19 protein-coding genes are annotated in these 18,310 nt (G+C 39.1%); 17 read left to right on the top strand and 2 right to left on the bottom strand.

Annotated elements, in window-relative coordinates; genetic code table 11:
• Positions 1 to 70: 70 nt before the first annotated feature.
• The gene (locus tag NSS77_RS05300) at positions 71 to 352 is read right to left on the bottom strand and encodes an AbrB/MazE/SpoVT family DNA-binding domain-containing protein (protein ID WP_342470706.1); all 282 of its coding nucleotides are present in this window, start codon (positions 350 to 352) and stop codon (positions 71 to 73) included.
• Between the two features lie 365 nt (positions 353 to 717).
• On the opposite strand from NSS77_RS05300, the gene metG reads away from it, so the two are divergent.
• The 15 genes from metG to NSS77_RS05225 all read left to right on the top strand — a co-directional run bounded on the left by metG (position 718) and on the right by NSS77_RS05225 (position 15,623).
• Positions 718 to 2,679 (top strand): methionine--tRNA ligase, encoded by a 1,962-nt coding sequence (gene metG, locus NSS77_RS05295; RefSeq protein WP_342470705.1) that lies wholly within the window; start codon positions 718 to 720, stop codon positions 2,677 to 2,679.
• Positions 2,680 to 2,818: 139 nt separating this feature from the next.
• On the top strand, positions 2,819 to 4,606 hold the full coding sequence (locus NSS77_RS05290) for an IS1182 family transposase (RefSeq protein ID WP_342470704.1): 1,788 nt from the start codon (positions 2,819 to 2,821) through the stop codon (positions 4,604 to 4,606).
• A 179-nt stretch (positions 4,607 to 4,785) separates the two neighbouring features.
• Positions 4,786 to 5,556, top strand: a complete 771-nt coding sequence (locus NSS77_RS05285) for a TatD family hydrolase (RefSeq protein ID WP_342470703.1) — start codon at positions 4,786 to 4,788, stop codon at positions 5,554 to 5,556.
• A gap of 133 nt (positions 5,557 to 5,689) precedes the next feature.
• Positions 5,690 to 6,883 (top strand): ubiquitin-like domain-containing protein, encoded by a 1,194-nt coding sequence (locus NSS77_RS05280; protein WP_342470702.1) that lies wholly within the window; start codon positions 5,690 to 5,692, stop codon positions 6,881 to 6,883.
• A 400-nt stretch (positions 6,884 to 7,283) separates the two neighbouring features.
• A complete protein-coding gene (gene rnmV / locus NSS77_RS05275) occupies positions 7,284 to 7,850 on the top strand; it encodes a ribonuclease M5 (protein WP_342470701.1) in 567 nt (188 codons plus the stop codon).
• Entirely contained in the window at positions 7,843 to 8,721 is an 879-nt protein-coding gene (gene rsmA / locus NSS77_RS05270) for a 16S rRNA (adenine(1518)-N(6)/adenine(1519)-N(6))-dimethyltransferase RsmA (RefSeq protein WP_342470700.1), read from the top strand. The genes rnmV and rsmA overlap by 8 nt, the downstream gene beginning before the upstream one ends.
• A 144-nt stretch (positions 8,722 to 8,865) precedes the next feature.
• Complete coding sequence (locus NSS77_RS05265) at positions 8,866 to 9,129, top strand: Veg family protein (RefSeq protein WP_342470699.1); 264 nt, start codon at positions 8,866 to 8,868, stop codon at positions 9,127 to 9,129.
• Between the two features lie 121 nt (positions 9,130 to 9,250).
• On the top strand, positions 9,251 to 9,445 hold the full coding sequence (locus NSS77_RS05260) for a small, acid-soluble spore protein, alpha/beta type (RefSeq protein WP_342470698.1): 195 nt from the start codon (positions 9,251 to 9,253) through the stop codon (positions 9,443 to 9,445).
• 168 nt (positions 9,446 to 9,613) lie between these two features.
• Positions 9,614 to 10,480: a 4-(cytidine 5'-diphospho)-2-C-methyl-D-erythritol kinase gene (gene ispE / locus NSS77_RS05255; RefSeq protein WP_342470697.1), complete on the top strand. Its 867-nt coding sequence runs from the start codon at positions 9,614 to 9,616 to the stop codon at positions 10,478 to 10,480.
• A 67-nt stretch (positions 10,481 to 10,547) separates the two neighbouring features.
• Entirely contained in the window at positions 10,548 to 11,375 is an 828-nt protein-coding gene (purR, locus tag NSS77_RS05250) for a pur operon repressor (RefSeq protein WP_342470696.1), read from the top strand.
• The gene (locus NSS77_RS05245) at positions 11,375 to 11,749 is read left to right on the top strand and encodes a RidA family protein (RefSeq protein WP_342470695.1); all 375 of its coding nucleotides are present in this window, start codon (positions 11,375 to 11,377) and stop codon (positions 11,747 to 11,749) included. Before purR ends, NSS77_RS05245 begins: the two co-directional genes overlap by 1 nt.
• 199 nt (positions 11,750 to 11,948) lie before the next feature.
• Positions 11,949 to 12,254, top strand: a complete 306-nt coding sequence (spoVG, locus tag NSS77_RS05240) for a septation regulator SpoVG (protein WP_342470694.1) — start codon at positions 11,949 to 11,951, stop codon at positions 12,252 to 12,254.
• A gap of 233 nt (positions 12,255 to 12,487) precedes the next feature.
• On the top strand, positions 12,488 to 13,852 hold the full coding sequence (gene glmU, locus NSS77_RS05235; protein ID WP_342470693.1) for a bifunctional UDP-N-acetylglucosamine diphosphorylase/glucosamine-1-phosphate N-acetyltransferase GlmU: 1,365 nt from the start codon (positions 12,488 to 12,490) through the stop codon (positions 13,850 to 13,852).
• Between the two features lie 13 nt (positions 13,853 to 13,865).
• Positions 13,866 to 14,825: a ribose-phosphate diphosphokinase gene (locus NSS77_RS05230; protein WP_342470692.1), complete on the top strand. Its 960-nt coding sequence runs from the start codon at positions 13,866 to 13,868 to the stop codon at positions 14,823 to 14,825.
• Positions 14,826 to 14,999: 174 nt separating this feature from the next.
• Positions 15,000 to 15,623, top strand: coding sequence for a 50S ribosomal protein L25/general stress protein Ctc (locus tag NSS77_RS05225; protein ID WP_342470691.1), 624 nt, complete (start codon positions 15,000 to 15,002; stop codon positions 15,621 to 15,623).
• A 208-nt stretch (positions 15,624 to 15,831) separates the two neighbouring features.
• Here the strand turns inward: NSS77_RS05225 and NSS77_RS05220 are convergent, their stop codons facing one another.
• Complete coding sequence (locus NSS77_RS05220; protein ID WP_342468463.1) at positions 15,832 to 17,052, bottom strand: IS110 family transposase; 1,221 nt, start codon at positions 17,050 to 17,052, stop codon at positions 15,832 to 15,834.
• Between the two features lie 361 nt (positions 17,053 to 17,413).
• Here NSS77_RS05220 and pth point away from each other — a divergent pair, with 361 nt between their 5' ends.
• Positions 17,414 to 17,971 carry an aminoacyl-tRNA hydrolase gene (pth, locus tag NSS77_RS05215; RefSeq protein WP_342470690.1) on the top strand — a complete coding sequence of 186 codons (558 nt, stop codon included), beginning with the start codon at positions 17,414 to 17,416 and terminating at the stop codon, positions 17,969 to 17,971.
• 89 nt (positions 17,972 to 18,060) lie between these two features.
• Complete coding sequence (locus NSS77_RS05210) at positions 18,061 to 18,288, top strand: anti-sigma-F factor Fin (RefSeq protein WP_342470689.1); 228 nt, start codon at positions 18,061 to 18,063, stop codon at positions 18,286 to 18,288.
• Positions 18,289 to 18,310 lie beyond the last annotated feature (22 nt).

The raw sequence follows: 18,310 nt of genomic DNA, 5'->3' as shown, positions 1-18,310 counted from the left end.
TCGCCATGTCATCATTGTTGTTTGCGGGTGCTTCAACAAGACTTTCAGTTATGCTTTTGTCGATCTCAAATTATTTTCTGTTTAAATGTTCCTGGATTTCTTTCATTAAAATTTCCGCGCCTTCTGGGCTTAAAATCAACTTACCTCCAGCTAAACGGAAATTTTTGTCTGAAACTTCGCCCGTAATCGCACATGTCATGTTAGGCATGTATTTTTTGAGGATGATTTTATCATCATCTACATAGATTTCCAATGCATCCTTTTCATTAATGCCCAACGTACGGCGAAGTTCAATTGGAATTACCACGCGACCTAACTCATCAACTTTACGGACAATACCAGTAGATTTCATGACAATGTTTTCCTCCTATTTTTGCGTCATAATTTAGAATAAATCTCGTATTCGCCAAAATTCGACATCTATTCTTTGTCTGTCTAAAATAATACCAATAAAAGGAATAAACGTCAATTATTTAGCATTCAAGTTTTGAGAGATATTAATAAAAATTATAAAAATTCGTTTTTTTTAATAAAAAAGTATGATTTGTAATTGTTTAACAATACAATACAAGTGAATTAAGAATAGTATCAACAAATTTTTATTTACAACTTCAAATAAATTTCGACAAAATTTTAGTATAATATGTAAGCGTTGAAACAAAAATCGTTAATCGTTACAATTAATACTATATATCGTTGACAATGGAGGCAGTTTAGGTGAGTGAAAAAAAGACGTTTTATATAACAACCCCAATATATTATCCAAGCGGAAAATTCCATATTGGAACAGCCTATACGACAGTGGCTTCGGATGCGATGGCTCGGTATAAAAGATTGCGCGGATTCGATGTCCGTTTTTTGACAGGAATGGACGAACACGGACAAAAAATTCAACAAAAAGCGAAAGAAGTAGGAAAGCATCCCCAAGAATATGTGGATGAAATTGCTGAAGCCGCAAAAGAATTATGGAAGAAGATGGACATTTCTTATGATGATTTAATTCGGACTACACAAGAACGGCATGTAAAAAGTGTAGAAAAAATATTCAAGAAGTTTTTGGATAACGGAGATATTTATAAAGGAGAATATGAAGGCTGGTATTGTACGCCTTGCGAATCCTATTACACCGAAACACAGTTGGTGGATGGCAATTGTCCGGACTGCGGACGTCCTGTCCAAAAATTGAAGGAAGAATCCTACTTCTTTAATATGCAAAAATATGCGGATCGATTACTTGAATATTATGAAGAAAATCCTGAGTTTATTGAACCGGAATCCAGAAAAAATGAAATGATCAACAACTTTATTAAACCGGGATTGGAGGATCTTTCCGTTTCAAGAACTTCCTTTGACTGGGGAATTAAAGTTCCCGGAGATCCCAAACATGTCATTTACGTTTGGGTGGATGCCTTGACAAACTATATTACCGCTTTGGGATACGGTTCAGACAATGACGAGTTGTTTAAAAAATATTGGCCGGCTGATGTGCATGTTGTAGGTAAAGATATTGTCCGTTTCCATACAATTTATTGGCCAATTTTCTTAATGGCGTTGGGTCTCCCACTGCCAAAAAAAGTGTTTGCCCACGGTTTCATCATGATGAAGGACGGAAAAATGTCGAAATCGAAGGGGAATGTCGTTTATCCTGAAATGCTGATTGACCGCTATGGGTTGGATGCAACACGCTACTTTTTGCTTCGTGAATTGCCATTTGGAGCAGATGGCGTATTTTCTCCGGAATCGTTTGTGGAACGCACAAACTATGATTTGGCAAACGATTTAGGAAATTTATTAAATCGTACGGTTTCAATGATCAATAAATATTTCGATGGCGTCATTCCAACAGAAGGTTTGGAAGAAACGGAATTCGATGCTTCATTAAAAGCCCATGCAAAAGAAACAAAAGCTTTATATGAAGCGAACATGGAAAAAATGCAATTCAGTGTAGTACTTGCGGATTTGTGGTCATTTATTTCAAGAACAAACAAATATATCGATGAAACAGAGCCTTGGGTATTGGCGAAAAATGAAGAGAACCGTGGCAAATTGGCTCAAGTTATGTACAATTTAGCCGAAAGTTTGCGCCATATTGCAGTAATGTTACAACCGTTTATGACGCAAACGCCAAAACGCATCATGGAACAGCTTGGATTGGATGAAAAATTGTTGGCTTGGGAGACAATTGAGGGATTCGGAAATGTTATACCTGAGAAAACAAAAGTGGTAGAAAAAGGAATTCCTATTTTCCCAAGATTAGATCCGGAAGTGGAAATCGAATATATTCGCAATCAAATGCGTGCCAGTGTGAAAACACCGCAAGAAGAGAAAACAAATAAAGCGGAAGCACCGGAAGTACCGGAAATCACAATTGAAGATTTCCAAAAACTTGATTTGCGGGTAGGTACGGTGACAGCATGTGAGCCGGTGCCAAAAACGGATAAATTATTAAAGCTCCAAGTGGATTTGGGTTATGAGACACGTCAAGTCGTTTCAGGGATTGCCGAGCATTATAAACCGGAAGAATTGATTGGCCAAAAAGTGATTGTCGTTGCCAATTTAAAACCGGTGAAACTTCGTGGCGAGTTGTCCCAAGGTATGATTTTGGCGGGGTCGCATAATGGAGTGTTAAAACTCGCGACTGTAGATCCTGCTTTGGAAAATGGAGCAAAAGTGAAGTAAAGTGAAAGGGGCTGTCCGAAAAGTCGATTGAATCGACCTTGGGCTCAGCCCTTTTTTCTGTTTTTAGGGTACAAAAAAATCGTCCTTTTTTATAGAATGAAATTGACCAAAAAACATTCTAAAGAAAGGACGATTTTTTATGAATAATCAAATGACTATTCAAGAAAATTATAACACGCAATTAGAAATGACTCTAGAGGGTATTCAAAAAATAGAGGTTCAAAAGAATAAGAAACGCAAAAAACTAGTTTTCCAACCTTATTGCAATCGTCAAGTCATGAGCATTTTAGATATCGAAATGTATATTCCTGAAAATCATGTCGCCCGTTTAGTGGATGAAATGGTGGAATCGATTCCGGATGAAGTGTTGTATACTCATTATGTTGGTGGGGGTCGTGCACCCTATCACCCTAAAATGTTATTGAAAGTGATTTTATATGCGTACACTCAAAACGTTTATTCAAGTCGGAAAATGGCGCAAATGGTGAAAGAAAATCTTCCGATGATGTGGTTGGCGGGATTGCAAACCCCTGACCATCGCACAATAAATGATTTTCGTAGTGTTCGTATGTCAAACATGATGGATTCTGTATTTGAACAATTTGTCCTTCAACTAGTAGAACAAGGATTTATCGACCTCGACCATATTTTTGTGGATGGTACGAAAATAGAAGCGAATGCCAACAAATATACGTTTGTATGGCGAAAATCCGTAGAAAAATATGATCAGAAACTACGAGCCAAAATTCAATCGTTTCTACAAGAAGCGCACCAAATCGCCTTGGAGGAATTAAAAGAAGAACAATTAGAAGAAGAATTAGAAAAATCATCGGCACAACTTTCTGAGAGAATAGAAGCTTTGGAAAAAGATTATAAACAGGAAGAAGACAAAGAAAGAAAAAAAGAACTTCGCTCTAAAAAATCCCAACTCACCAAACAACTGAAAACGATTCAAACGGATTATCTTCCACGATTACGAAAATACAAAGTACAAAAACAGATTCTAGGTGAACGAAATAGCTACTCGAAAACCGACCATGAGGCCACTTTTATGCGAATGAAAGAGGACCATATGAAAAACGGCCAACTCAAGGCGGGTTATAATGTTCAACTCGCCACACAACATCAATTTATCGTGGGATTTGAAATTTATCAAAATCCAGGAGATACTCGCTGTTTCCAACCATTTATGGAAAAGTTATTGGAATCGATACCGAAGGAAAAGAAACTCAAGTATGTCATTGCCGATGCAGGATATGCGAGTGAAGAAAACTATTTATATGCGATTGGCGAAGAAAAAGAACCTCGTTTTGAATTATTAGCCCCATACCAAACCTATTTGAAGGAACAAAGTAAAAAGTTTAAAAAGGATTTATCAAAAGTACAAAACTGGAAATACATCGAAGAAGACGATTGCTTTATCTGTCCGAACAATCGGAAAGTCGTATTCAAGTATTATCAAAAAAGAAAAAATGCATCTGGATACATACAAGATTTGAAAGTGTACGAGTGTGAAGATTGTACGGATTGCCCGTTGAAGAATGGGTGTACGAAAGCCAAAGGAAATCGTCGAGTATATTGGAACACGATTTATGAAGAAATGAAAGCGAAAGCCAAAGCAGCTCTTGGTGACGAACAAAAGGCAGCTCTTTATGCGAAGCGTAAAGTGGATGTCGAAAGTGTGTTCGGGAACATCAAGGGCAATTTGCGTTTCACTCGATTTCTGTTACGGGGGCTTCATAAAGTCCGAACAGAATTCGGGATTGTGGCAATGGCCCACAACATACTGAAATGGGCCGCAAATTCCCAAACCAATTTCAAAAATAAGGAAACAGAGCGAATGGAAAAACTCATTGTTTTCTCCATTCGCTCTGTTTTTATGGACTTTTTAGACAAGCCCATTTTTGTTGTCAAAAAATTATTTTAAAATAACAATAAAAGTCGGTCATCAGAATTTGATGAAAACGGTTTAGTATAAAAAGACTAGTTTTGTTACAAAACGATATGAAGAATGTCATGAGTTTTGATTCTCGTAATGAAAATGTAACATTTTTGTGAAATCAGTAATATACCAGTCCAATACAATATACGGTAGGTGTGATTAATATGTTCATTGATACACATGTCCATTTGAATGCAGATCAATTTCAGGAAGATTTACAAGAAGTCATCGATCGGGCACATGCAGCAAAAGTAGAAAAAATGATTGTTGTTGGCTTTGATCGGAAAACCATCGAAAGAGCGATGGAACTCGTAGAGAAATACGAATCTCTTTATGCAGTAATTGGTTGGCATCCAGTAGACGCAATCGATTGTACAGAAGAAGACCTGGCATGGATTGAAGAGCTGACCCATCATCCGAAAGTGGTAGGGATCGGCGAAACAGGACTGGATTATCATTGGGACAAATCCCCAAAAGAAATCCAGCAGGAACTATTCCGCAAACAAATCCGTTTGGCGCAAAAAACGAATCTTCCGATTATCATCCATAATCGGGAAGCAACAGGAGATGTTGTAAGGATTTTAAGGGAAGAAAACGCCAAAACGGTTGGTGGAATCATGCACTGTTTTAGTGGAAGCGTCGAAACGGCACTGGAATGCATAAAAATGAATTTTATGATCAGTTTGGGCGGGCCTGTTACTTTTAAAAATGCCCGTATGCCAAAGAAGGTGGCTAAAGAAATTCCATTGGAGCATTTACTGATTGAAACGGACGCACCATATTTGGCGCCGCATCCATATCGCGGAAAAAGAAATGAGCCTTCTCTGGTGCCGCTAGTTGCCGAGGAAATTGCCCGGTTGAAAGAAATCCCGGTGGAAGAGGTTGCAAAGGCAACGACAGAAAATGCGAAGAAACTTTTTAAATTGGATGTATAAAACGAAAAATAGCCTCCAATACTGCAGTTTAATAGGATCATAAATTGCTAAACTAGTAATTGAGAACATTTATTAGTTGACATAATAAAAAGATACCCGTATAATTCAACGGGTGTTAAGGAGGCGTTTTTTAATGTCAAGTAGTCCCATAAAAAAACTTTTATTTGGGATCAAGCACCAACAATTATTGGTCACCATTTTGTTTATCGCGTTGCTTGCGGTGGTTACCACCTTTGTTCTGTATCAAGGAACAAAAACACCTGTGACAATTATAGCGAATGGTGAAGAAATGAACATATTAACTCATGCCGAGACAGTTGAAGAATTATTCGAAGAAGAAAACATCGATATAACGAGGCATGACAAATTATCCTATTCGCTTGATGCAAAAATAAAACCCGGCATGACGATTGAATGGATCAAAGCAAAACCGGTAACAATCATCGTTGATGGAAAAGAACAAGAAATCTGGACAACTGAAACGAAAGTCAAAGATATTTTGAATGCAGCAAACATCAAAGTATCGGATCATGATAAAGTTTCCATCGCTTTAGATAAAGACTTGGGCGATGAAGACAAAATCAAAATCAATAAAGCGTTTCAGGTGACACTTGTCGATGGTACAGAAGAAAAGCAAGTGTGGTCCACTTCCACTACGGTCGCTAACTTTTTAAAGCAACAAGGTATAACACTTAATGAACTTGATCGTGTCGAAAATAAATTGAGCGACAATGTGAAACCAAATGATCGAATCACGGTTGTTCGCGTAGAAAAGGTTACCGATGTAGTGGAGGAAGAAATTGACTTCCCGGTACAAACAAAATCAGATTCTTCCTTGCTGAAAGGGAAAGAAAAAGTAATTTCGGAAGGAAAGAAAGGCAAAGTTTCAAGAACTTATGAAATTACAAAAGAAAATGGCAAGGTTGTAAATAAGGTCATTAAAGATGAAAAAATCATCGAACAACCGAAAGCAAAAGTGGTTGCAGTGGGAACAAAAGTGGTGACTGCCCAAGTATCCCGTGGAACAAGCGCGGGCGGAAAAGAATTCTATGTGATTGCAACTGCATATACCCCATACTGTAACGGTTGTTCCGGCACATCGGCTTCCGGAATCAATTTACGCAACAATCCGAATTTGAAATTGATTGCTGTTGATCCAAATCTCATCCCATTAGGCTCAAAAGTTTGGGTGGAAGGTTATGGATATGCGATTGCCGGTGATACTGGCGGCGCAATCAAAGGAAATAGAATTGATGTGCTGGTGCAAACCAAGCAGGAAGCAAGCAGCTGGGGACGAAAAAAAGTCCGCATTAAAGTGCTTAACTGAATAATGGAAGATCGAGAGGCTGGGACATAACTAATAAAGTGAACGAGCTGCAAAAAGATTTTTTGTAAAAAATTGATTGGAGTGACGGGGCGAGTTTCTGTCGCGCACGCTTAGTCGCAAAGCAAAAGCTTTCCTGCGACGAGCCCTCTCGAGACCCCGCAGGAGCGAAGGATTGAGCTCCGAGGAGGCTCGAGCCGGGCCTGCGGAAAGCGTCCCCGGAAAGGAAATCAATTTTCTTCAATTATCAAAAAAACACCATTTTCTCCCGGGGGAAAATGGTGTTTTTTATCTTTTGTCCCAGCCTCTATTTTTTTGACATCGAAATAACGGACATTTCTTGTGAAAAAGGTTCAGGTTTTGTACAATTGTCCAAGATAAAAGGTAGAAGAGGGGTTCAACATTGGAAATCAAAGAGATCATCGTTGTGGAAGGAAAAGATGATACAGTTGCCATCCAAAGAGCAGTGAATGCAGATACGATTGAAACAAACGGTTCCGCCATATCTGAAGAAACATTGCGCCGTATCCAGCATGCCCAGGAAAAACGCGGGGTCATTGTATTTACGGATCCGGATTATCCCGGAAGACGGATCCGGGCGATTATCGAAGAGCGCATTCCGGGTGTAAAACATGCCTTTCTCTCAAAAGAAAAGTGCATCGCTGCAAACGGGAGAGGCGTTGGCATTGAACATGCAAGCGATGAGGATATACGGCAAGCCTTAAAAAACGTATATACACCGGCTGCGGAATTGCCGGAAACCGAAGAAATTACGGTGGCTGATTTGATGAATGCGCGGCTTATCGGACATCCATCAGCCAAAAATCGGCGCATCCGGTTAGGGGAAATATTGAATATCGGCATGACGAATGGGAAGCAACTCCATAAGCGGTTATTGATGTTTCAAATTACCTTTGAACAATTTGCGCAAGCGGTAGCGCAAATCGATCGGGAGGAACAAAATGAATAAAGATATTGCAACACCAATACGTACGAAAGAAATATTGAAAAAATACGGTTTTTCCTTCAAGAAAAGTTTAGGCCAAAACTTTATTATTGATCCAAACATCCTTCGAAACATCGTGAATTATGCCGGCTTGACCGAAGAAAGCGGAGCAATTGAAATCGGTCCTGGTATTGGCGCTTTGACGGAACATTTGGCGAGAAATTGCAAAAAAGTGGTGGCTTTTGAAATTGATGGCCGGCTTATTCCTGTATTGGAGGATACATTAAGTCCTTATCCAAATGTAAAAATCATCCATTCTGATGTCTTAAAGGCGGATGTGGCGAAGATCATTGAAGAAGAAATGCAGGACATCAAAGATATTATGGTGGTAGCGAATCTGCCTTATTACGTAACAACCCCAATTTTGATGAAATTGCTTAATGACCGTTTGCCGATAAGAGGGTTTGTTGTCATGATGCAAAAAGAAGTCGCTGATCGCATTACAGCAAAACCGGGAACAAAAAGTTACGGTTCACTGTCCATCTCTGTGCAATATTATACTCACGCCGAAGTGGTCATGCCGGTTCCAAAGACGGTATTTATGCCGCAGCCAAATGTTGATTCGGCAGTCATCCGGCTTACGATGCGGGAAGCTCCGCCGATTCAAGTGGTGGATGAAGACTTTTTATTTGTGGTAACGAGAGCCGCTTTTGCTCAACGGAGAAAAACGATACTGAACAATTTACAGTCGGGCCTTAAATCAGGAAAAGAAAAAAAGCAGCAAATTTTGGATGCTTTATTATCATGCGGCATTGAGCCTTCCAGAAGAGGAGAAACTTTGACCATTGAAGAATTTGGGAATCTTTCCAATGAACTTTATCCGCATTTTCACTAAAAATTGCGAAATTGCTAACAAAAACTCTCTTTTTTTATGGAAAAATAAGTTGACAAGAATAATTGACTGCTGTTAAAATAATATAATTTATTGACAGATTGGCATTTCTGCGCTATAATTGACTTTAGTGAGGTGTATGCGGAAATGCCAAAAACATTAGCGGAGATAAAACGTACAATGGATGAACACATTGGGAAGCCATTGAGGTTAAAGGCAAATGGAGGCCGTAAAAAAACGGTTGAGTGCAATGGGATTTTAAGTGAAACTTACAATGCAGTATTTGTCGTTGAGCTTGATCAAAAAGAAAATGCTTGTAAGCGTGTTTCTTATAGTTACACTGACATTTTAACGGAAGCCGTGGAAATTACTTTCCTGGATGACAATAACGAAGCACTCGCGGTAAAATAATAGTCTGCCCAGTTGTAAATTGTAGACAAAGCCGATTTTTCCATCGACTTTGTCTACAATTTTTTTTGGAACTTGCACATACTACGGTTGTCAACCTACTTATTTGAAGGAGGTAATCTCTATGGCACGGAGAGGCGGAGTCATGTCGAGTCGTCTAAAAGAGGAGATTGCAAAGGAACTCGGGTTTTATGATGTGGTCCAACGGGAAGGTTGGGGAGGAATCAGAGCCCGGGACGCAGGGAACATGGTGAAGCGAGCCATTGAATTGGCTGAACAAAGTTTGGCTCAGCAAGGGAACCAAAACAGCAACCAATAAGTAGGGTTGACAATGCCAATGGCTCTTATAAGAGCTGTTGGCATTTTTTTATTTTTTCGGAAATTACTTAATACTTTTATGTTTAATATTTAGCATCTATGGTGAACCCTTCATTATGGTACAATATACGGAAGGAATTTACCGTAATAGTCTGTTAGGAGGATCATCATGCTTTACATAAAAGCACCTGCCAAAATTAATTTAACGCTGGATGTACTTTATAAACGTCCGGACAACTATCACGAAGTGGAAATGGTGATGACGACGGTCGATTTGGCGGATCGCATCGGGCTTGAACGGAGGAACGATGGCAAAATTAAGATTCATTCATCGAGCGGTATAGTGCCGGAAGATGAACGAAATCTTGCCTATCAAGCTGCGATGCTTTTGAAAAATACATATAACATTGATGCGGGGGCAACCATTTCGATCGAGAAAGAAATCCCTGTAGCAGCCGGACTTGCAGGAGGCAGCAGCGACGCAGCCGCCACACTACGGGGATTAAATCAGCTTTGGAATTTAAATTTATCCATTGATACATTGGCGGAGCTGGGGGCAGCCATTGGATCCGATGTTCCGTTTTGTGTTTATGGCGGAACAGCCTTGGCTACTGGAAGAGGAGAAAAAATACAACATTTGCCTTCCCCTCCGACTTGCTGGGTCATCCTTGCAAAACCGGGAATCGGAGTCTCCACCGCAAAAGTTTATGAAGGATTGAAATTGGAAAATATAGAACATCCTGACACAAAACAAATGATTCAGGCATTGGAAAATAAAGATTACTCTTTAATGTGCAGGGCTTTAGGAAATGTTCTTGAATCTGTCACATGTGCATTATATCCTGAAGTGGGCTTTATTAAAGAACATATGTTGCGGTTCGGGGCAGACGCAGCGTTAATGAGCGGAAGCGGTCCGACGGTTTTTGGCTTTGTCAATAGCGAGTCAAGATTGCATCGGGTGTACAATGGATTGAAAGGCTTTTGTGATGAAGTTTATGCGGTGCGCATGTTGGGACAAAGGAATTCACTTGCCTAAATACGTACATTTATGATACTTTTTCTATAAAATATTCGTATTTTAATTTTCATTAGGAGAGGGTCTCATGAAATGGAAGCGTAGTGAACGCTTGGTAGATATGACGCATTATTTGTTGGAGCATCCGCATCAACTCATTCCGTTAACCTATTTTGCTGAATTATATAATTCTGCTAAATCCTCCATTAGCGAAGATTTGGCCATTGTGAAGGGAACTTTTGAAGAAAGAGGCATTGGGGAATTGATAACGGTTCCCGGAGCAAGCGGAGGAGTAAAATACATTCCTACCGTAACAGACGACGAGGTTCGGGAAACAATTCAAATTTTAATAGCCGAGTTAAGCAAATCAGACCGCCTGCTTCCTGGAGGATATTTGTTTATGACGGATTTATTGGGCAATCCCGGCCTGATGAATCGGGTAGGAAAAGTCTTTGCAAGCATTTTTAAAGATCAACAAATCGATGCCATTATGACGGTGGCAACGAAGGGAATTTCCATTGCCCATTCGATTGCCAGATATTTAAATGTACCGGTTGTGGTTGTGCGCAGAGACAGCAAAGTGACAGAAGGTTCAACGGTGAGTATCAATTATGTATCAGGTTCTTCCAGAAGAATCCAAACAATGGTATTATCAAAACGTAGCATGAAGAGCGGACAAAGAGTTTTACTGACAGACGATTTTATGAAAGTCGGCGGAACGATGAATGGCATGAAAAGCTTGCTGGAGGAATTTGATTGCACTTTGGCGGGAATCGCCGTTCTCGTTGAGGCGGAACATGCGGGTGAAACTCTTGTCGATGATTATTATTCATTGGTAAAACTCCATTCTGTAAATGAAAAAGAGAGAACGATTCAATTAAGTGAAGGAAATTATTTTTTAAAGGAGAGATCATGATGAAAGCAGTAGCTACTACAAATGCACCAAAAGCAATTGGACCTTATTCCCAAGGGATTATTGCAGGTGGTTTCTTCTTCAGTTCAGGTCAAATCCCTTTAACTCCTGAAGGCGAATTGGTGGAAGGGGATATTGTTGCCCAAACAAACCAAGTGTTCAAAAACTTAAAAGCGGTTCTTGCGGAAGCCGGGCTATCTCTAAATAATGTTGTGAAAACAACGGTATTTTTAAGCGATATGAATGACTTTGCAAAAATGAATGAAGCATATGAAGCGAATTTTGGCGATCATAAACCTGCCCGATCCGCTGTAGAAGTTGCAAGACTTCCAAAAGATGTAAAAGTGGAAATTGAAGTGATTGCAGCATTTGAATAATCGCCAGGCGGTGAATCCATCCATGGATTCACCGCTTTTTTGTATTCAGAAATAATTACAAAGAAAAACATCTATTTACAAAAATTAAAAACACTTAAAAATTATTTGAAAATTTTTTCAAAAATAAAGAAGGAATTTTTTTATTTTTGTAGAATTGTATAGCCTTAAAGGCATCCTAGAGGAAGAGAGGAGTGAAAGAATGGAAGTTACTGACGTGAGACTTAGACGTGTGCAAACAGACGGGCGCATGCGTGCAATTGCTTCCATCACACTAGATGACGAGTTTGTGGTTCATGATATTCGAGTGATTGATGGGAATAACGGTTTATTTGTCGCTATGCCAAGCAAAAGAACACCGGATGGGGAATTCCGTGATATTGCACACCCAATCAATTCTAAAACACGCAACAAAATTCAGGATGTTGTGTTGGCCGCATATCACGCTGCCGGTGAAGAAAAAACAGAAGATCAAAGCGAATCCCAATTAGAAGAAGCAAACGCTTAAAACAGTGTCCCAAGAGTAATGCATTTTACTTTTGGGACACTTTCTTTTTTTAAAGTCTGAAGGCGGTCCCTCTTTTTCATAAACTTTCACAAAAAAAATAATATGAAAACGGAGGCGAAAAAAATATAATAGAGAGGGAGAATAGATGTCTTGTCAGCTGATCATGCCTTGAAAATCGAACAAAATTACTATATAGTCATAAGAGAACATGAGCTGAAATTGGGGGACTTTGAATGACGAATATTTTTGCGATTGTATTGGCTGCCGGCCAAGGAACTCGCATGAAGTCCAAATTATACAAAGTATTACATCCAGTATGTGGAAAGCCTATGGTAGAACACGTTGTTGACAATATACTAACTTTAAATGTTAATCGTATTGTAACAATCGTTGGTCATGGTGCAGAAAAAGTGAAAGAACAACTTGGAGATAAATCTGAGTATGTACTTCAAGAAGAGCAGCTTGGCACAGCCCATGCCGTCATGCAGGCAGAATCATTGTTAGGTGATTTAGAAGGCGTTACATTTGTTGTTTGTGGAGATACACCTTTAATTCGCCCGGAAACGATGAAAGCGCTTTTCGAACATCACGTTGCTCAAAAGGCAAAAGCTACAATTTTAACGGCTATTGCGGATGATCCAACAGGTTATGGCCGGGTGATTCGCAATGAAGAAGGGCAAGTAGCGCAAATAGTAGAACATAAAGATGCAACACCAGAGCAGCGATTAGAAAAAGAAATTAACACTGGCACCTATTGCTTCGATAACAAGGCATTGTTTGAGGCATTAAAGCTAGTGAATAATAACAATGCGCAAGGTGAATATTATTTGCCGGATGTAATTGGAATTCTTAAGGAAAAAGGTGAAATTGTTACCGCTTACGTCTGTGAAGATTTCAATGAAACCCTTGGCGTAAATGATCGGATTGCCCTATCTCAAGCGGAAGAAATAATGCGTGAACGCATCAATCAAAAGCATATGGCCAATGGAGTAACGATTATTAATCCATCGATGACACATATTAGTATTGACGCTGAAATAGGCCGCGATACGATCATATATCCGGGTGTTGTCATTGAAGGAAAAACAGTGATTGGCGAAGATTGCATCATTGGTCCGAATAGCCAAATTATTAACAGCCAAGTGGGCAACCGGTCAGTTGTAAAACATTCCGTAGTGCAACAAAGCGTGATCGGAGAAGATACTTCTGTTGGCCCGTTTGCTCATTTAAGACCAGAAGCGGAATTGGGTAATCATGTAAAAATTGGAAACTTTGTAGAAGTGAAGAAAAGTACAATTGGAGATGAAACAAAAGTATCTCATTTGAGTTATATAGGCGACGCAGAGATTGGGAAAAATGTTAATATAGGATGTGGGTCTATTACCGTTAACTACGACGGTAAAAATAAACATAAAACCATTATTGAAGACAATGTATTTGTTGGATGCAATTCCAACTTAGTAGCTCCTGTTACATTGAGAACAGGGTCATTCATTGCGGCTGGATCCACGATTACAAAAGAAGTGCCGCAGGATTCACTGGCGATTGCTCGCGCTAGACAAGAAAATAAAATTGACTATGCAAAAAAATTAAGATAATTAGGAGGCCATCATGCCGTATTCATACGCTGACACAAAATTAAAAATATTCTCGTTAAATTCAAATTATCCATTAGCACAAGAAATTGCGGAACTAATGGGTGTGGAATTGGGAAAATGTTCTGTAAAACACTTCAGTGATGGGGAAATTCAAATCAATATTGAAGAAAGTATCCGCGGTTGCGACGTGTTCATCGTCCAATCTACTTCCTATCCAGTGAATGAACACTTAATGGAACTTTTAATTATGATTGATGCTGTAAAACGTGCATCCGCCCGCACAGTGAATGTGGTAATTCCTTATTACGGATATGCACGACAAGATCGCAAAGCAAAAGCGCGGGAACCAATTACTGCGAAATTGGTGGCGAATTTGTTGGAAACAGCCGGCGCAACCCGAGTAATCGTGCTCGATTTGCATGCTCCGCAAATCCAAGGATTCTTTGACATTTTAATCGACCATTTAATGGCGGTACCATTGCTTTCTGAATACTTCAAATCAAAAGGTTTCTCAGAAGATGATGTAGTGATCGTTTCACCAGACCACGGTGGTGTAACGAGAGCCCGCAAAATGGCTGAGCGCTTGAAAGCACCGATTGCCATTATCGATAAACGCCGCCCAAAACCAAACGTGGCAGAAGTGATGAATATTGTTGGTAATGTAGAAGGAAAAATCTGCATTTTGATTGATGACATTATTGATACAGCTGGAACGATCACAATTGGTGCCAATGCATTGATCGAAAGTGGAGCCAAAGAAGTGTATGCATGCTGTACACATCCGGTGCTATCCGGTCCGGCAATTGAGAGAATCCAAAACTCTGTCATTAAAGAATTAGTGGTGACAAACACGATTAAATTGCCAGAGGAAAAAATGATTCCAAAAATTACTCAATTATCTGTAGCCCAATTAATGGCGGAAGCAATTTCTCGTATCTACGAAAACAAATCAGTAAGTACATTATTTGATTAATTATAAAAAATGTAGACAAATCTTTCCGGATTTTGTCTACATTTTTTTATTTTGGGCAGAATAGTGAAGAACACATACTTTTCTTAAAGCTTGTGCGATGAATGGAAACTTTTCAAAAGTGGACTATAATAAGAATTGGGAAGTCCATCATTTTCTAAAGGAGGGGTAAAAAGCATGAGCACAGTATTACAAGCGACAAAACGTAAGACTGGTGTGCGTTCAGAGTTAGCCCAACTTAGAAAAGGAGGAAGAATACCTGCCGTTATCTACGGCTACAATATCGAAAATACTCCGATTTCAGTCGATTATAAAGAAATCGCGAAAGAAGTGCAAAAAAGGGGAAAAACGGGTATTTTCGATTTGGATGTGGAAGGAAAAAGAGTAAAAGCACTGATTCATGAAGTGCAAAGAGATTCGTTAAAAGGAGAAGTTTTGCACATCGATTTTTTTTCCGTCAACATGGATGAAGAAGTGGAAGTGGATGTTCCAATCCATGCAGTCGGTGAATCCATTGGTGTGAAAGAAGGAGGCGTATTGACGCAAATATTAAATACGCTAAGAATCAAAGTGAAGCCGGCTGAGATTCCGGAAAAAATCGACATTGATATTTCTACATTAGGCATTGGAGATACATTGTTTGTAAGTGATATTCGGGAGAGAGTCGATTATAAAATTTTGGAAGGCGATGATGTGACAATCTTTACCGTCACTGCACCGGCAACTGCCCGTGATGCCGGACAAGGCGATGATGATAATCAAGATATCAAAGCGACAGAAGCGCCTCAATCTCAAGCATGAGCCCATTGGGTTGTCTGAGCGGTTTTCAGCTTGGACAACCCTTTCTTACCTCTAGTCAAGTGTTTTTTATTAAATAATTTGGTTCACATAGATTTTATTTTGGAAGGAAGGGGTACCCCTTCCTTCCAAAATAAATTTTCGCATGACAAATAGACCTCACGATTTCCATTTTTTTCGCCAGGTCTTTGTGATATAATCTTACTTACGATTACTGATGCATTGTTGCCTTTTCGTAATCGTATTTCAGATTATGTGTGATAAGGTGATAAGCCGATTTCAAGAACTTATTCACGCATGCTATGGACGCAACTTTATGAGGTTTCCTCTGGGGTTGCGTTTTTAATTTATCATAATAATCTACAATATGATTTTGTGTATTTTTCCGTAGTTGGATCATGGTCTGGATCATGTAAAATAGAATCTTTCTAAGTTTGTTATTTCCTCTTTTATTAATCTTGTCTTTATAAAAGGTATTCCCAGATTGATATCTCATGATATCAATACCGACGTAAGCATTCAGTTGTTTATGGTTTTTGAATCGTCGAATATCTCCTAGTTCTCCAATTAAACGAACTGCAGTCGTTTCTCCGATTCCTGGAAATGAAATTAAAATCTGATACTCTTGTTTATCTTTCGATAATTTAACCATCTTTTGGACAAGTTGATCTCTTTTCTCCTTCAAGTCTGCAATCCGTTTGGCATAATCCCGCACTTGTTCACAGCGAATATCATCTTTTGAAATTGCTGGATACGCTTCTTTTGCTGCTTCGATTAAAGCGATCCCTTTTTCTTCAGCACGTGCCAATGATAAGTTTTTTCTTGTGTTGGCTTTTAAACGATTACGAATCACTGTTTTTGAACAAACTAACACATGATCCGGATGAGGGTATAATTGAACGACATTCAAAAATAAAGCAGAACGTTTACTGAATAGCTTTTCTAACTCGGGAAAACTCAATTGTAGAATCGCATGTAAACGACTATATAAATGCGTCATTTCACTACTTAATTCATCATAATATCTCGTCATTGCACGCATTTGTTTATAATAATCCTCTTCTTGATAAGTTTGTTCACGTTCAACTCTAAAGTGAGTTTTCGCAAGTTCATGAGCGTCGCTTTTATCTGTTTTTTGTCTCCTCATTGAAGCCATTTGAATATTCGCTTCGAGTGGGTTAACTCGATAATACATATAACCTTGATCACCTAAGAATCGTTCTAGTGGTTTTGAATATACGCCTGTTGCTTCAAAGACAATATCAGGTGCCTGTCCATCTTTTTGTGTTAAAGATATAAGGGTTTCGTTTAATTTCTTGAAAGAGTAACGGTTATGGGTTATTTCACCCTCATATTCGCATTGACGATAACGGTCGTAAATGACCATTGTACTTTTCCCCATACTGACATCAAATGCCACTACGTGTTTCATATTTTCTGCCTCTCCTTTTTAGCCAAACATAGAAGTTCTTCACATTGCCTTATCGATTCCATTTTCTTATACACGGTCTCTTCGGACCCAACATACTAAACTGATTCAAATAAGGATGTGAAGTTGGTCTGTTTTTAATACGGACTCTATTTGGTCCCAGGGGCTGTTCGACCTTCCTTCACTTCTACTATAAAAAAAATAGTAGCACAAACCTTGGCCTAGGTCTGTACTACTAATGTTAGTATGTTTTTTATGTTCAATGATCGACGGTTGCGTTCAGGTGCATTTCTTTTAAGTAGGAACTTTCTGATATTATGTGATAAAATAAGCAACGATTAGATATAATAAAAGGAATGGTTTCATGAAACTGATTGTTGGTTTAGGAAATCCGGGAAAACAGTATGAACGGACGCGGCATAATATCGGATTCATGTGCGTGGATGCATTGGCAAATAAATGGAATGCAACTTTAAGTGAAACAAAATTCAACGGCATGTATGCCATTGTCCATCGTCCCGAAGGAAAAGTCATGCTGTTAAAACCTCTCACGTATATGAATTTATCGGGTGAATGCGTCCGTCCGATCATTGATTACTTTGATATAGATATTGATGAAATCGTTGTCATCTATGACGATTTGGATTTGGAAACCGGAAAACTCCGATTGCGGCAAAAGGGGAGTGCCGGCGGGCATAATGGAATGAAGTCGCTGATCCAGCATCTTGGAACGCAGGATTTTAAACGGATTCGTGTTGGGATCAACCGTCCCCCGGCTGGCATGAAAGTGCCCGACTACGTGCTGTCCAAATTTTCGAAGGAAGAAGAACCGGTCATCGAGCAAGCGATTGAGAAAGTGGTTCAAGCTTGTGAAGCATGGCTGTCAAAGAAATTTATCGATGTAATGAACGAGTATAATTAAATCGTTTTATTGCTGAATTAATGAAGTGCATAATTGATTATGGAACAGTCTATACTTGGAATATACCCAGCTTTCAAAGGAGGTCCAGTATGACTGTTCGTTACCGTTGTAGATATTGTAATACAGAATTGGGCACTTTACCTTTTAACGAAGAAGAAACAATCCGCAAGATTCATTTATTTGAAGTTGGAGAAATCGAAGAGTTTATTGAGAAAGATGAACTTGGAGTAACGACAATACACTGTATTTGTGAACATTGCGAAGAATCGTTACGTCAGTTTCCTGATTACTACGCTTTAAATAAATGGATTCAATAAATGAAAACACGCTTTGGGCTCT

Origin of the sequence: Ureibacillus sp. FSL K6-3587, from assembly GCF_038593165.1 — a bacterium.
Lineage (GTDB): Bacteria > Bacillota > Bacilli > Bacillales_A > Planococcaceae > Ureibacillus > Ureibacillus suwonensis.
The sequence above is the reverse complement of the archived record's forward strand: the minus strand, read 5'-3'. Positions and strand labels throughout refer to the sequence as shown.